This window comes from Acinetobacter sp. B-6, assembly GCF_056930735.1.
In genome coordinates this window covers 34361-49926 of the sequence record NZ_JBXPBY010000012.1, presented here as the reverse complement: position 1 = coordinate 49926, position 15566 = coordinate 34361, and the positions used below count along the sequence as shown (strand labels likewise).

The following is a 15566-nucleotide window of genomic DNA, read 5'->3' as shown; positions in this document are numbered from 1 at the left end:
GATATGTTGGTGTGTTGATGTGAAAAAAACACAGAATTGCGCACGACCTCGCTGTAAATATCGGTTAAATTTGCTACATTAAGGCGCTTTAACTCATGCGTACCCAACTGGTCGTCAGATTTTTTTGATTGGATTTGTGCAAAACCCTTGTACTTCAAATTTCTAACACCATAATATCGTCTGAGAAAAATTTATTTTACAAGATTTAGAGAGTTTATATGTTGGCAAGTCTGATCGGAGGAATCTTCGGTACTAAAAACGAGCGCGAACTAAAACGTATGCGTAAAATTGTCGATAAGATCAATGCGCTCGAGCCGACGATATCTGCACTCAGCGATGCAGACTTATCTGCAAAAACTGAAGAATTCAAACAAAGATATAAGAATGGTGAAAGCCTAGATAAATTAATGCCAGAAGCATTTGCCGTATGTCGTGAAGCAGCAAAGCGTGTTATGGGTATGCGTCATTATGATGTGCAGCTCATTGGTGGTATTACTTTGCACGAAGGTAAAATTGCTGAGATGCGTACAGGTGAAGGTAAAACCCTGATGGGAACTTTGGCTGTTTATCTCAATGCAATAAGTGAGCAAGGCGTTCACGTTATTACGGTTAACGATTATTTGGCACAACGTGATGCTGAATTAAACCGTCCGCTTTATGAGTTCTTAGGTTTAACGGTTGGCGTGATTTATTCAATGCAATCACCAATCGAAAAAGCTGAAGCTTATCGTTCAGATATTACTTATGGTACTAATAACGAATTTGGTTTCGATTATCTTCGCGATAACATGGTTTTCTCTATGGCAGAGAAAAAGCAACGTGGTTTAGTTTATGCGATTATTGATGAGGTCGATTCGATCTTGATTGATGAAGCGCGTACTCCGTTGATTATTTCTGGTCAAAGTGATGACTCATCACAATTGTATGTCGCAATCAATAGTATTCCACCTAAGCTTCATGCACAGAAAGAAGAAAAAGTTGCAGATGGTGGGCATTTCTGGATTGATGAAAAACAACGCCAAGTGGAAATGACTGAAGTCGGTTATGAAACTGTTGAAGATGAATTGATCAAAATGGGCTTGTTGGCTGAAGGCGAAAGCTTGTATTCACCATCAAATCTTAACCTTGTTCATCATGTCTCAGCAGCAATTCGCGCGCATTTCTTGTATCAACGCAATGTTCACTACATCGTACATGATGGTGAAGTGATTATTGTTGATGAAAATACAGGTCGTACCATGCCGGGACGCCGTTGGTCAGAAGGTCTACATCAAGCAGTTGAAGCAAAAGAAGGCTTGGATGTTCAACCTGAAAACCAAACTTTAGCGACAACAACTTTCCAGAACTATTTCCGTTTATACAAAAAGCTTTCAGGTATGACAGGTACTGCTGATACTGAAGCTGCGGAAATGAAAGAAATTTACGGCTTGGATGTTGTACTTATTCCAACGCATCGTCCAATGATTCGTAATGACCAGAACGATTTAATTTATTTAAACCGTAATGGTAAATACAACGCGATTATTGAAGAGATTCAAAAAATCCATGAAGCTGGTGTTGCTCCAATCCTGATCGGTACTGCAACGATTGAAGCTTCTGAAATTTTATCGGATAAGCTTAAAGAAGCGGGCATTGCGCATGAAGTGCTGAATGCTAAACAGCATGAACGTGAAGCTGATATTATTGCACAAGCAGGTTCACCACGTGCTGTTACGATTGCGACAAACATGGCAGGTCGTGGTACAGATATTTTGCTTGGTGGTAACTGGAAAGCTAAATTAGCCAAAATTGAACAACCTACTGCTGAAGATGAAGCACGTCTAAAAGCAGAATGGGAACACAATAATGAAATGGTGTTGAGTTCAGGTGGTTTACATATCATCGGTTCTGAACGTCATGAATCTCGTCGTATTGATAATCAGTTGCGTGGTCGTTCTGGTCGCCAAGGTGACCCTGGTGTTTCACGTTTCTTCTTGTCTTTAGAAGATGATTTGATGCGTATTTTCGCAGGTGATCGTGTTGTTGCAATGATGCGTGCAATGGGTTTACAAGAAAACGAAGCTATTGAACATAAGATGGTTTCTCGTTCGATTGAAAATGCGCAGCGTAAAGTTGAAGCACGAAACTTTGATATTCGTAAAAATTTATTGAAATATGATGACGTCAATAATGAGCAACGTAAGATTATTTACTCTCAACGAGATGAGATTTTAGAAGAGAGTTCACTTCAAGATTATATTGAAGAAATGCATCGCGAAGTTGTAAAAGGTTTGATTGAGACTTATATTCCACCAGAATCCATCCATGATCAATGGGATATTGATGGTCTGGAAAATGCATTAAAAGAAGATTTAGGTATTGATCTTCCTGTTAATCGTTGGTTGGAAGAAGACCGCCGTCTTGATGAAGAAGCTTTGGTTGAGCGTATTTCTGATGAGATTGTTGAACGTTATCGTGGTCGTCGTGAGCAAATGGGTGCTGAAACAGCAGCGACTTTAGAACGTCACTTCATGTTGGGTTCATTAGATCGTCATTGGAAGGATCATTTGGCTGCGATGGATTATCTACGTCAAGGCATTCACTTACGTGGTTATGCACAAAAGAATCCTGAGCAAGAATACAAGAAAGAAGCATTTAACTTATTCGTTAATATGTTAGGTGTAATTAAGTCAGATGTGGTGACTGATATTTCTCGTGTTCATATTCCAACACCTGAAGAGCTTGCTGAAATGGAAGCTCAACAACAAGCACAAGCAGATGCAATGCGCTTGAACTTTGCTCATGATGAAGTAGATGGTTTAAGTGGTAATGTGACCAATGATATCGTTGATGCACAATTTGCAAATGACGATGTGGTTGAGCCACCAGAAAGTCGCAATGCACCATGCCCATGTGGTTCTGGACTGAAATATAAGCAGTGCCACGGTAAAATTAATTAAACCGACTGAAAATTCAATAAAAAAGCAGAACAATTGTTCTGCTTTTTTTACAAGTTATTACGGTGAGTTAATTTTGATTGCAGGAAATATAATAAAATGGTATTAAGTTGCTCAATTGAATAGATATTCGGAAAGACAATGAAAAAACTATTACAACCTTTATTTGTTGCAACTTTAGCCCTTCCAGTATTGGCATTTGCAGATACAGCACCACAAACCACCACTGTAGAAAAAGTACAAGCAGCGACAGGTGCGGTAACAGCGCAAGCAGAAGTTAAAAACGAAACAACCACAGTGATTAGCCCACGTACGGGTATTCGTTATACGTTGGGGAATACGGGTGGACGTCCAATTATTCTCAAAACAGCAGCAATTGCGGCAGTGACACCTGCGACAGTAAATCGAGTTGTTGCATCAAATCCAGCACTTTCAGCATCTAGTCAAGAAAAAGTGAAACAAGCGTTATTGGCTGTGGATACCACAGCTCCAGCGCAACAATAACAAGCGATAGCAAGTATGAAGCCAGTAAATTTACTGGCTTTTTTATTTTATATTCAAATGAATAAACATTTCTTATAGTAAAAATAAATAAGCTTTTTAATAAGCTCGATTTTTAGCGAGAATTCTAATAAGCTGTGGTTCTTATTTAACTCATATGGACATTTAAAAATGGCTGTTGGTGACGTGTCTATGCCACATATGCATGTGGTGCAAGGTGTAAAAATTGGCTCTGCTGAGGCGTATGTCCGTTATCCAAATCGACGAGATTTAGTTATTTTTGAATTTTCACAAGGTACCAATGTTGCTGGGGTATTTACCCAAAATGCATTTTGTGCAGCACCTGTTCATGTCTCTAAAGCGCATTTGGCACAGGCGAATCCTCGTTACCTCGTGATTAATACAGGTAATGCCAATGCGGGTACGGGAAAATTAGGTATGCAAAATGCTCAATTGACCTGCTTAAAGCTTGCTGAATTGGCACAAGTAGAGGCTTTTGAAGTCCTGCCATTTTCTACAGGTGTTATTGGTGAACAATTACCAATTGAGCGCCTAACTCAAGGATTACAACCTGCTTTAACGAGTTTGAAGGGGGATGCTTGGAACGATGCCGCAACTGGAATCATGACCACGGATACCACACCTAAAGGTGCTTCAGAGCAATTTGAGCTGGATGGTATTACTTATACCATGACCGGCATTTCTAAAGGTGCAGGTATGATTCGTCCAAATATGGCAACCATGTTGAGCTTTGTAGCAACAGATATGCCTATTGCACGAACACTTGTACAAAAGATGCTGAAAGTTAGTGCAGACCAATCATTTAACCGTATTACGGTGGATGGTGATACATCAACCAATGATTCATGTATTTTTGCAGCAACTGGATGTGCTGGTGGTGTAGAAATCACTACAGAAGATGATGTCCGCTATACGGTAGTGCTTGAGGTTTTATCCCGTGTAATGAAGCGTTTGGCGCAACTGATCATTCGTGATGGCGAGGGAGCAACCAAATTTATTACTGTGGCGGTTGAGGGTGGTCATAATACACAAGAGTGCTGTGATATTGCATATAGTATTGCGCATTCACCACTTGTAAAAACGGCAATTTTTGCATCTGATCCAAACTGGGGACGTATCCTTGCAGCAATTGGTTATGCAGGTGTGAAAGATCTAGATGTTGAAAAAATTCAAGTTTGGTTGGATGACGTACAGATTTGTAAAGATGGTGGTGCTGCAGAAGATTATACTGAAGAAGCAGGCGCGCGTGTGATGTCACAAACTGAGATGACTATCCGTGTAGATCTTGGGCGAGGACCAGCCAAAGATACCGTCTATACCTGTGATTTATCCTATGACTATGTAAAAATTAATGCAGACTATCGCTCTTAAACATTGATATTTGAATTGAGCCTCATTCGTGAGGCTTTTTTATAACAAAACATTTTTCGAGGTGAATTTGTGTGCAGTAAAAAGTACAATAAATTCACACAGGTATACCGCTAGCATGATGCCAGCGACAAGGGATGAGAAGACCTCTTATGAATGATGCGAATAATTTAATTGCCAACGAAGCAAAATCGATTGTGCAAGCGCATTTAGATCGTTTGGGTGAGCCAAAGGACAATCGTTTAAGTCCAGAGCTGAAACAACAAAAGTTTGATCAAATCAAGGCTGAACTGGAAAAGCAAAATGCCGTTTTAGTGGCGCATTATTACTGTGATCCAGAAGTGCAAGAACTTGCAGAAGCGACTGGGGGATGTGTTTCAGACTCTTTAGAAATGGCACGCTTTGGTCGAGATCATGAGGCATCCACACTGGTTGTCGCTGGTGTTAAATTTATGGGAGAAACTTCAAAGATTCTTTCCCCTGAAAAAAGAGTATTAATGCCAACACTAGAAGCGACTTGTTCACTGGATTTAGGTTGCCCAGTAGATGAGTTCACAGCATTTTGTGATGCACATCCTGAGCACACGGTTGTGGTTTATGCCAACACATCGGCAGCAGTTAAAGCACGTGCAGATTGGGTTGTGACTTCAAGTTGTGCTGTTGAAATTATTGAACATTTAGATAGTCTGGGTGAAAAAATTATTTGGGCACCAGATCAACATTTAGGACGCTATATTCAAAAGAAAACGGGCGCTGATATGTTGTTGTGGGATGGTGCTTGTATCGTGCATGAGGAGTTCCGTGCGCGTGGTATCGAAAAGATGAAAGCCTTGTATCCAAATGCTGCTGTTTTGGTGCATCCTGAGTCACCTGAGTCGGTGATTGATATCGCAGATGCTGTAGGCAGTACTTCACAATTAATCAAAGCAGCGCAGACACTACCGCAAGATACCTTGATTGTGGCTACAGATCGTGGCATTTTCTATAAAATGCAACAAGCCGTACCTCATAAAACATTAATTGAAGCACCAACAGCAGGTGAAGGAGCCACATGTCGTTCTTGTGCACATTGTCCTTGGATGGCAATGAATGAACTCGATGGAATCTTGGCAGTTTTACAAAATGCTGATCAAGAAATATTTATTGATCCAGCCTTAGCAGAGCGTGCAAAATTGCCATTAGATCGTATGTTGAACTTCAGTGCGCAATTGAAACGTTAAAAATTGTATAAAAAACACCTGAAATGCTTGATTAATATACATTTGACTTGTTTTTTTAACTTTTTTTCAAGATAGGTGTTGACGTCTTGTGGCGTCACGCCTAGAATGCACACCGTACCGCACGATGTGCGATACACTAAAGCTGAGATGAACGGAGCATAGCACAGCCTGGTAGTGCACCTGGTTTGGGACCAGGGGGTCGTAGGTTCGAATCCTACTGCTCCGACCAATTCTTCAAGGCAAGGTAACGGTGATATCAGTATCATTGGTCATGCGCCTGTAGCTCAGTTGGATAGAGCATCCGCCTTCTAAGCGGATGGTCACAGGTTCGAATCCTGTCAGGCGCACCATATGTTGCTTGATATTGTAGAGCCTAAAACTTAATGTGACGGTGGATGTAGCTCAGTTGGTAGAGCCCCGGATTGTGATTCCGGTTGTCGTGGGTTCGAGCCCCATCATTCACCCCAATTCCTTAAGTTCGTTGTAAATTCGGAGCATAGCACAGCCTGGTAGTGCACCTGGTTTGGGACCAGGGGGTCGTAGGTTCGAATCCTACTGCTCCGACCATTTATTTGATTTTAATAACAAAATATTCAATTTTTTACCTTCACTATATTCACTACTGTTTTTATAAATGTTTTTTAATTTATTTATGTGAGTGAATTAGCCTTACTAACACGTTCCCATATCACTCCCAGACTAAAATTCATAACAGAGTGAAAAAACATCGAAATCCCCTATTTTAAGAGTGATAGAAATAAAATGGTGGTATCTAATTTTTGAAGTAATAAAGTAATATTTTATAATTAACTATTTATTTTCAATTATTTACTAGCATTTTTAAAAGCAATTTTGAAGTAATAAGATAGTAATAAAATACTGTATAAAAGAGTATTCTTTTTAATAAATCACTATCAATTAAATCAACCACTTATAAAATATTACTCTTGAAATTACAAAATATTACTAATTTATGTAAGGTTTTTATAATATAAAATTCAATAGCTTAGATTGAGTTATTACTTTATTACTTCAATGTTGAGCGAAAACATATAAAGACTTAATTTTTGTTCTTTTCTAAATATTGCGGTGATTCATATATTCGAATTATTCAGATGTAAAATTCTTTGATATATTGTCAAAAATGCTAATGGATGAAATATGATGATCATGTGTATTGGAGGGAAAAATGATGGGAAATTAATCTCATATATGGATTCATATATATCAATTCCTATTCCAGAGCCAATGCCAGAAAAAATGAACCTTGATCCGAGTCCTCCTATATCTCCAGTTATTAGTAACGATGAGCGTTATCGTTTGGAAAAATTCAGATTTAATAATGAATCAAAATTCGTATATATATTTTCAAAATTAACGAACGAAGAAGTACTGGATGAAGTCCAAAAAAGATGGCATCAAATGGATTTGTCTTGAATTGTATTTTTTGCAGTGAAATGCAGTATTAAAAAATTAGCCTAAGCATTGAAACAACCTAATAACAACGCACATTGGCATTATTATTTATTTTGACTGTCTTTGTAGTAAAACAGGCACATTTAGAGTGGGCAGGTGGGGTGGGGCAACTGCGCGCCGAGAGGCTGACCTTAGATTATTGTAAATGATAATTATTATCATTTATTCAATAGATATAAAAAAACCTGCGATTGCAGGTTTTTTTATATCTGATTTATTTAAGCAATAATGACATCGATCTCTTTGCCCAATGCATTGAAAGCATTCTCCAAAGATTCAATTTTTGTTGAATGCTTCAAAGATAATAAGCGATCTGCTTGTTTCTGAATCCAACCTAATCGTCTAGCTAATTCAGCCTTAGTTACATTCTGTTCAAGCATTTCATTATAGAGCTGAATTTTAGATGCAACCAAAACAGGAAGAGCAATTAAATACTCTCCATCTTCTGCAGCCGTTGGTAAAGGAATAGCCTTACGATCTTCCATATAGATCATAAAAGTTGTTTCAATACCATCTAACGCTTGTGTTAATGCATCTTCTAATGAATAGCCGACACTATTCAATTCAGGTAAATCCCTACTGGTAATAACGAATGCATCGCCATCAGGTAAAATCTGCACAGGATATTTCATTTTTATCTACTCCAAGTTTGCAACCGTGTGTTGCTGTTCGTAGTACAAAGAGTTTGAGCTTAAAGGTCTGGGGGCTTAAAGCCCCAAGTCCTTTTTGATTTTTAAACGGGTGGGTTCTGGTATTTCTTTACTACCATGATTCGGGAAAACACTTCGTCTATCGTTTAACTGAATGATCCAGTGAGATCCCTTACCTTTTCTCACAAATATTACACCTTGTGAGATTAGCCACCGTTTAAACTCGTTATAGCTCATTGCTAACTCCTTGTTTAAACAATAAATATATAATAAGACAAATATGTCTTATTGTCAATTAAAATAGGACATATTTGTCTTAATAATTACAAAAAATAAGACAAAAATGTCTCATATTTTGCTTGCATTACTGTATCGTTCGAGCGAAAATAATTACATAAGATATTAATTTAAAAGGGTTAATTATGAAATCAGAGCATAAACAAGTCGTATCAGAAGGTATTTTGAGAGCACAAATGAAATTAGTAAAAATTAATGATGATTTAATGAAACTCAAAGAAAGCAATTGCGACAGTATATTTGCAGAAATGGCTATGAATCATATCAATGAAGAATTAGCCAAAATTATGAAATTTATAAATCCATAAATATAAGCCCTCAATCGAGGGCAAGTTTTTAAAAATCAATTATTGAAAGGACGTTACAATGGAAATTATCAAAATCTCAAGACCATTTGCAAAAACATTTGAAGTTTGGGCTGAAGGTCCTGTTTCTTACTCACCTCGAGCACTCAAAATTGCGATTGGGCTTGAGGCATTTAAAGTTTCAAAAGAAACAATGGATGAGATTGTTAATACTTCGAATTTTTATGGTGAACAATTTTCGTTAGTTGTTAAACTTTGGAATAATGCTTATTGGACACTACAAGATAAGTTGAACGAACAAAATAGCTAGATTGATTAAAGCCCTCAACTGAGGGCTTTTCCTATTTAGAATTTATTAGTTCATATTCTTTGAATCTTATCACTTCATCACCGACTAGCTCGTTTAACTGAAGCATCTTTGCTTTCAATGGTCCACCCTCATTAAAATTATAGGCTTCAGATGCAGACTTAATATCACCAAAACCGCCAGCATTATTTGGAATAATGCCTAATAATTGAGGATAGACTCGCATCGATGCAAGCATGTCATCTCGGCTTGTACCTTTGATACTGACAAAATCATCTTTTGCAGCAATCTCGGAAGTTGGGATGACTTGGATTCCATCTTTTTTCCCATTTGGACTATAAAAAAATAAATTTCTAAAGTTCCCTGGTCCTTTACTTTCTTTCAAGGCTGTTCGTAATGATGTAATGTCATTTGGATCTGAAGCAGGGTCATTCACATATAAGATAAAACCAGCATGCGACCCATTGTTATAGTATTTACGACGGAACAAAGTAGCAGAATCATTAAGCCAAGCACTTTGTAATGCAGACAGATACTCGGGAACACCATAAATTTCCTGATCTATATCAGTTTCTCGAACATGAAATATTCGACCATTCATAAATTCATATTCAACATAACCCTTGTGATCATTTGACAGATAAAAATATTGACCAGGTAAATCACCGACTCGAGTATATTTAGAAAGTGCTGCTTTTAACTGAATACGATTATTTAAACGAGATCGAATATCTTCTAAGTAAAAATTTCCGCTCCAGAGAATATCTAAAGCAATTTGATCAAAATCTTTTTTACTTAAATGAGGATGAGGAATAAACAAATTAGATAAATAATTCTTTTTAAAATTTATCGCACTGCTTAAATACGGTGTGCCTTTTACAGTTCGTGAAAGCCCATTAAGATCGGCTTGAGGTTCATACCAACGCCCATTGAACCAACATTCCATATAATTTGATAAATCATGACCATCCAATATTGGAGTTGCATCACCAAAAGTAAAAGCTTCAGTCTTAGAACCCGATAGCATAGGTACATTAGGGTTCGGTAATAATTTTAAGGCATTTGAAGCAATGCTCATTGCTTTAGAAAATGGATTCATGAATATATCTCGATCATAGATGTGTTGGATTCAGTAATTCCAGCCAGCGGTTCATTGTAAATTGCATGCATGAGTGCCCACGCTAGATCTGCGTGTCCGACTTCATCAGAACGCCCAGCTGTAAATGTGATTTGTTTTTGAGAAGCGGTTAATGTTTTTTTAATGCTCATAAGTGATTGAGCGAGATCTTTGTTGCCTGCATCAAATTCGAGGCGACCATTTCGAGTGACATCTAATGTTTTATAGACAAGATTCGATTTGACCTCAGGTGAATAAGTAAATGTTGTGAGTGCAGGGAAAAATTGCCGTACAAGTTCGGCTACCCCATAACCCATACCAGTTACATCTATGCCGATGTAGGTGACGTTATACCGAAGAGTTATATTCTTTATATGTTCGGCTTGTTGAGCAAAGTCATCACCTTTAAATTGATGACTTTCTAAAACTCGAAATTTACCGCCTGCTACAGCTGGAGGAGCAACGACAACCAATCCAGCATTATCACCAGTTCTTGCAGGATCATAACCGACCCAAACAGGCTTATTACCGAAAGGTCTATTGTGGAACGGTTTGAAATCATTCCAGACGTCCCATGTATCAACCATACAAGATAGCAACATACCAAGTGGGAACATGGATTGACCATCATCCACGAACTCACACATAAACAAGTTTCTAAAGTCTTCAGGGGAATATTCAAACTTCAAACGATCAATATTAAATAAATTACAACCGCCTGCCTGAGCATCTTCAACAGTAACAATCTGACGCCACATGAGATCTTCACACACTCGACCATCTTTTAATGCCTCATGACTAATATCGATTTTTAAATGTTGATCTTTGGGTTTTCCCTTATTAAATCGTGTACCCGTCCAAAACTCATAGGCTTCATGGGTAATGGAGGATGGTGTAGAAAAGTAAGTTTTTCGCCAAATATCATGAGTTGCCATTGCTGAAGCAACTTTTTCTAATTCAGCGAAACCATGCGTCCAGAAAATTTCATCAAAATATAAATTGCCGTGATGACCTTGTGCTGTACGATAATTTGTACCTAAAAATCTAAGTTCTGCCCCATTCGATAGAACGATTGGATCTCCTGTAAGTTCGACTCCGCAAATTTCTTCAGCGTATGTTTTGATGTAGTGTTTAAAAATATGTGCTTGGGCTTTAGATGCCGATAAGAAAATTTGATTTCGTCCAGTTTTAAGCGCATCGATCAAAGCTTCAAAAGCGAAATAATAAGTCGCACCAATTTGACGACTTTTTAAAATCATACGAGAGCGTTGATCCATTGCTCGATACCAAGTCCATTGGTATTCGAACAAACGTTCTTCAAACGCAAGTACCATTTCTTCAATCTGTTCTTCAGTAAAATGATTGGGTACTTTTTTCCGTGGTGCTGTATTTCTTTTTCTGATTTCAGGATTGAGATCTGCTTCAGATCCATCCAGTCGATATTTTTCAATTCGAGCAAATTCTTTGTAGGCTCGCATTAACATATCGATTTCTTTGATATCGCCAGATGTTTTTTTATTTTTTAAAATTAATGTCATCAAGCGAACAGTGAGCGCATTTTCAACACGGTTTTCGGGTTTTTCTTTTTCCCATTCTTCTCGTGTTTTCCATGCTTGAACTGTTCTTTCATTTTCCTCAAGTACTTCCGCAATATCGACAATCTTCCACCCGAGCCAATAAAGGAACTTGCCTTTTAGCTTGTTGTCCATGATCAAATGTAGATTTGCGATAGGGGATAGATCGTTCATTACCAATTACGATTGCTTTTTCGCAAACATTGGCAGTCATCTTTATTTTTATCAGTCTTATTCCGTTGTAGTGCTTAGGTCTACAACTCCCTTTCATTGATAGATACATGCTTCATTGCCCATTCTGCACTTATTCAAAACGAGATTGTTATCCGTCCATTTTTATGAATAGGTTTGCAAATGAGCAAAGATGAAAAGAAATATAAATCGAAGTGGTTTCGTATCGCTGTAGCAGGCGACACCACTGACGGTCGTGAAATTCAAGCCGATTGGATCATCCAAATGGCACAGAACTATGACCCAAACACATACGGTGCTCGTATCAATATTGAGCACTTCCGTTCTGTTTTCCCCGATGGCGTTTTTGGTGCTTATGGTGATGTACTGGCATTAAAAACTGAAAAAGTCACCATCGATGGCGAAGAAAAAGATGCTCTCTTTGCTCAAATCGAACCGACTCAAAGTTTGATTGAACTCAATAAGAAAAAACAAAAAGTTTATACATCAATTGAAGTTGATGAAAACTTTGCAAATAAAGGTTCGGCTTATTTAGTTGGATTAGCTGTGACTGATTCCCCTGCTTCATTGGGTACCGAAATGTTGGCATTTGCTGCAGGCGCAAAAGTCAATCCATTTGCAGACAAAAAGCAACGTCCTGAAAATTTATTCACTGCAGCAGTCGAAACCACACTCGAATTCGAAGAAGTAAAAGAAAAACAGTCTTTTGCTCAGGGTTTGAACGAAAAAATCAAAAGTATTTTTTCAAAGCAAGACAAAGCAGAGAAAAAAACGGCTGAATCTTTTTCTGAACAAGAACAAGCCATTTTAACCATTGCAGATGAAACATCGAAGCAAGGCGAAGCGGTGACGGACTTGGAAAACAAGTACAACGCTTTGAATGAAGAGCACACACAGCTCAAAAAGGATTTTAACGAATTCAAAACCAAGCTAGATGGCGAACCTGATCATCAAGAACGTCCAAAATCGGGCAATTCGAAATTCACTGAAGTTGTTGACTGTTAATTCAACGCTATAAATATAAAGAGTAATTCACATGCTTTTAAATACACGTAAAAAATACAATGCTGCAATGGTTCAACTTGCATCAGTCAATGGCGTTGAAACAGTGAGTACGCAATTTAATGTGTTGCCCTCAATTCAACAAAAGTTAGAAACCAAGATCCAAGAATCATCAGCATTTTTGAGTCTCATCAATGTATTTCTTGTTGAGCAAATGTCTGGTGAACGAATTGGAATGGGGATTTCGGGTCCGATTGCATCTCGTACCAATACAGACAAAGAAGACCGCCAAACCAATGATCCTACAACACTCGATAGCCGTAAATACTTGCTTCAAGAGACTGATTTTAATACTCACATTAAATACAGCAAGTTAGACCAGTGGGCTAAGTTCCAAGATTTCTACGTTCGTTTCCGTAGTGTCATCGTTCAACGCCAAGCTTTGGACCGTATCATGATCGGTTTCAATGGTGTAAAAATTGCCGAGAAAACCGATATTGTTGCGAATCCAATGCTTCAGGATGTCAACAAAGGCTGGCTACAAAAGCAACGTGAGGAAAACCCTCAGCGTATTTTATCTTCAGGTGCAACGGTTGGAAAAATTACGGTTGGTAAAAATGGTGACTTTAAAAACTTAGATGCATTGGTGATGAATATTACCGATGAATTTATTGCACCGTGGCACCAAAATGCGGATTTAGTCGTGATTTGTAGCCGTAAATTACAGTCAGACAAATATTTCCCATTGGTCAATAAAGATCAAGAAAACACAGAAAAATTGGCTGCAGACATCATTATCAGTCAAAAACGTATGGGTAACTTACCTGTCTATGCTGTGCCGTTCTTCCCTGAAGATGCTTTGCTTGTAACAACGTTTGATAACTTATCAATCTATGTTCAAGAGGGTGCTCGTCGACGCACAATTATTGACAATGCAAAACGTAAACGTATCGAAAATTATGAATCTTCAAACGAAGATTACATGATCGAAGATCTCGAATTGTGTGCAATGGCTGAAAAAATCGAAATCTTGTCAGAGTAATTATCATGAAAAACTTTGCTCGAGAACATTATCAAAAGCATTGTGCAAAAGCAGCTGCAGAAACAGCAGCTGCTTTTGGTGAAATGCAAAATATGACCGCTTTTGAGTTACAGATGGTTCAATTGAACAATGACCGCCAACGACTCAAACAAATACAAGCAAATGCTGGCAAGATCGTCCTTAAATCTGCTTTGTTACCGAACTATTTACCTTATATCGATGGAATTCTTGAAGCAGATAAATCCAATCAAGATGAAATCTTTATGACCATTCTCGTTTGGTGTATCGATGTAGGTGACTATAGCAAAGCATTAGAAATGGCTGAATTTGCATTGCGTCATAACATGCTTATGCCTGACGCATTTAAACGTAATACAGCAACCTATGTTGTCGAAACTATTTCAGAAGTATTTCTTAAACAGCTCAAAACCAATGTCTCGGTCGATACTTCAGTATTAGAACAAGTTGAACAATTGATTCTAAATCCTGATTTAGATCCTAACGTTTTGGATATGCCCAACCAAGCCAAAGCAAAACTTTATGTTGCTTTAGGTAAAGCACAAAGCAAATCAATTCTAAGTCCAGATGATCCAAGTGATGCAGATTTAGTTTTAGCGCAATCTGCGCAGGCTTATTTAACTTTTGCTTATGACCTTGACGAAAAATGTGGCGGTTTAGGAGATCTAAAATCGATTAATAAACTGTTAGACAAATTTGCAGATCGATTACCTAAAACCGAAACCAACACAGAACAGAATGCTGGAGAGCAATCTCCAACATAAGAGTGCCCACGCACCGCATGGGCGAACAATGGTGATGTCATTACAAAGTAATACACATTAAAGCCAGTGTTCCCACCCATGCACTAAATATTCAAAGAAAACACGGCAGGGGACAGCATGGGATTTGTAGCTAATGGCAATTCATCAAAAAGCGGAATCAAAATCGAAAGTGACTCGTTTTATCCGATTATTGAGCTTGATCAAATCCGAGAGATTGTGCGCATCGATGGGGCAGTTACAGATCAACGTCTTCAACAAATCATCATTGAAGAAGTCATCGATGTAAATCGCCTATTGAGTCGTTTAAAAGAAAAAGCGTCTTCACTTGCTGATTTAGCAACAACGTTTATCAATGATGAACCTGATACCGATTACCTGTATTTGTCTGCAGTTTCGAATGGTGTGTCTGCAAAGGTTAATGAAAATTATCGCAACTATGACAGTTCGAATTCGGGTGCGAATAAAGCAGAAAAAGCCGAGTTGACTGTGGATGACTATCGTCGAAACAAACAATGGGCGATCCAGCAATTATTAGGTGAAAACCATACGATTGTGGAGCTGATATGACCAAAACCATCATCGCAATTCAAAACGACACCATTGATTCAATATGCTGGCGTGAATACGGACGTAGTTCTGGTGTTGTTGAATTGGTTTTAGAAGCAAATCCCAAACTTGCAGCACTTGGAGTATTTCTCCCTATGGGAACTCAAGTCATTCTGCCTGAAATTGAAACGCCAACACAAACCAAACAAACCATTAATTTATGGGACTAA

16 protein-coding genes and 4 tRNA genes are annotated in these 15566 nt (G+C 38.1%); 16 read left to right on the top strand and 4 right to left on the bottom strand.

The genetic code is table 11. The features are described from left to right. Positions 1-218: 218 nt before the first annotated feature. The 9 genes from secA to AC1Z3T_RS15070 all read left to right on the top strand — a co-directional run bounded on the left by secA (position 219) and on the right by AC1Z3T_RS15070 (position 7483). The gene (gene secA, locus AC1Z3T_RS15110) at positions 219-2939 is read left to right on the top strand and encodes a preprotein translocase subunit SecA (protein WP_009584669.1); all 2721 of its coding nucleotides are present in this window, start codon (positions 219-221) and stop codon (positions 2937-2939) included. 138 nt (positions 2940-3077) lie between these two features. Next, positions 3078-3440 carry a hypothetical protein gene (locus tag AC1Z3T_RS15105; RefSeq protein WP_004830228.1) on the top strand — a complete coding sequence of 121 codons (363 nt, stop codon included), beginning with the start codon at positions 3078-3080 and terminating at the stop codon, positions 3438-3440. 168 nt (positions 3441-3608) lie between these two features. Continuing rightward, positions 3609-4829: a bifunctional glutamate N-acetyltransferase/amino-acid acetyltransferase ArgJ gene (gene argJ, locus AC1Z3T_RS15100; RefSeq protein WP_100885948.1), complete on the top strand. Its 1221-nt coding sequence runs from the start codon at positions 3609-3611 to the stop codon at positions 4827-4829. Positions 4830-4978: 149 nt separating this feature from the next. Beyond that, on the top strand, positions 4979-6046 hold the full coding sequence (nadA, locus tag AC1Z3T_RS15095; RefSeq protein WP_100885947.1) for a quinolinate synthase NadA: 1068 nt from the start codon (positions 4979-4981) through the stop codon (positions 6044-6046). A gap of 152 nt (positions 6047-6198) precedes the next feature. Further along, positions 6199-6275: transfer RNA gene (locus AC1Z3T_RS15090), tRNA-Pro, on the top strand. A gap of 44 nt (positions 6276-6319) precedes the next feature. Then, positions 6320-6396: transfer RNA gene (locus tag AC1Z3T_RS15085), tRNA-Arg, on the top strand. A gap of 41 nt (positions 6397-6437) precedes the next feature. Then, a tRNA-His gene (locus AC1Z3T_RS15080) sits at positions 6438-6513 on the top strand. A gap of 23 nt (positions 6514-6536) precedes the next feature. Then, positions 6537-6613, top strand: a tRNA-Pro gene (locus tag AC1Z3T_RS15075). Positions 6614-7207: 594 nt separating this feature from the next. After that, positions 7208-7483, top strand: a complete 276-nt coding sequence (locus AC1Z3T_RS15070) for a hypothetical protein (protein ID WP_414435456.1) — start codon at positions 7208-7210, stop codon at positions 7481-7483. 257 nt (positions 7484-7740) lie between these two features. On the opposite strand, the gene AC1Z3T_RS15065 is transcribed toward AC1Z3T_RS15070, so the two are convergent. Continuing rightward, entirely contained in the window at positions 7741-8154 is a 414-nt protein-coding gene (locus tag AC1Z3T_RS15065) for a type II toxin-antitoxin system HicB family antitoxin (protein WP_483396758.1), read from the bottom strand. A gap of 75 nt (positions 8155-8229) precedes the next feature. Then, a complete protein-coding gene (locus AC1Z3T_RS15060; RefSeq protein ID WP_414435454.1) occupies positions 8230-8409 on the bottom strand; it encodes a type II toxin-antitoxin system HicA family toxin in 180 nt (59 codons plus the stop codon). A 185-nt stretch (positions 8410-8594) separates the two neighbouring features. On the opposite strand from AC1Z3T_RS15060, the gene AC1Z3T_RS15055 reads away from it, so the two are divergent. Then, positions 8595-8777: a hypothetical protein gene (locus tag AC1Z3T_RS15055; protein ID WP_483396756.1), complete on the top strand. Its 183-nt coding sequence runs from the start codon at positions 8595-8597 to the stop codon at positions 8775-8777. A 58-nt stretch (positions 8778-8835) separates the two neighbouring features. Beyond that, positions 8836-9084 carry a hypothetical protein gene (locus tag AC1Z3T_RS15050; RefSeq protein ID WP_483396755.1) on the top strand — a complete coding sequence of 83 codons (249 nt, stop codon included), beginning with the start codon at positions 8836-8838 and terminating at the stop codon, positions 9082-9084. Positions 9085-9115: 31 nt separating this feature from the next. Here the strand turns inward: AC1Z3T_RS15050 and AC1Z3T_RS15045 are convergent, their stop codons facing one another. Continuing rightward, entirely contained in the window at positions 9116-10180 is a 1065-nt protein-coding gene (locus AC1Z3T_RS15045) for a phage portal protein (RefSeq protein ID WP_483396754.1), read from the bottom strand. Then, the gene (locus tag AC1Z3T_RS15040) at positions 10177-11946 is read right to left on the bottom strand and encodes a terminase large subunit domain-containing protein (RefSeq protein WP_483396753.1); all 1770 of its coding nucleotides are present in this window, start codon (positions 11944-11946) and stop codon (positions 10177-10179) included. The genes AC1Z3T_RS15045 and AC1Z3T_RS15040 overlap by 4 nt, the downstream gene beginning before the upstream one ends. Positions 11947-12126: 180 nt before the next feature. Here AC1Z3T_RS15040 and AC1Z3T_RS15035 point away from each other — a divergent pair, with 180 nt between their 5' ends. The 5 genes from AC1Z3T_RS15035 to AC1Z3T_RS15015 all read left to right on the top strand — a co-directional run bounded on the left by AC1Z3T_RS15035 (position 12127) and on the right by AC1Z3T_RS15015 (position 15566). Beyond that, positions 12127-12969, top strand: a complete 843-nt coding sequence (locus tag AC1Z3T_RS15035) for a GPO family capsid scaffolding protein (protein WP_483396752.1) — start codon at positions 12127-12129, stop codon at positions 12967-12969. 31 nt (positions 12970-13000) lie between these two features. Then, positions 13001-14008: a phage major capsid protein, P2 family gene (locus tag AC1Z3T_RS15030; protein ID WP_483396751.1), complete on the top strand. Its 1008-nt coding sequence runs from the start codon at positions 13001-13003 to the stop codon at positions 14006-14008. A gap of 5 nt (positions 14009-14013) precedes the next feature. Continuing rightward, the gene (gpM, locus tag AC1Z3T_RS15025) at positions 14014-14790 is read left to right on the top strand and encodes a phage terminase small subunit (protein WP_414435447.1); all 777 of its coding nucleotides are present in this window, start codon (positions 14014-14016) and stop codon (positions 14788-14790) included. Positions 14791-14907: 117 nt separating this feature from the next. Continuing rightward, the gene (locus AC1Z3T_RS15020; protein WP_414435446.1) at positions 14908-15357 is read left to right on the top strand and encodes a head completion/stabilization protein; all 450 of its coding nucleotides are present in this window, start codon (positions 14908-14910) and stop codon (positions 15355-15357) included. Then, positions 15354-15566, top strand: coding sequence for a tail protein X (locus AC1Z3T_RS15015; protein ID WP_414435445.1), 213 nt, complete (start codon positions 15354-15356; stop codon positions 15564-15566). Before AC1Z3T_RS15020 ends, AC1Z3T_RS15015 begins: the two co-directional genes overlap by 4 nt.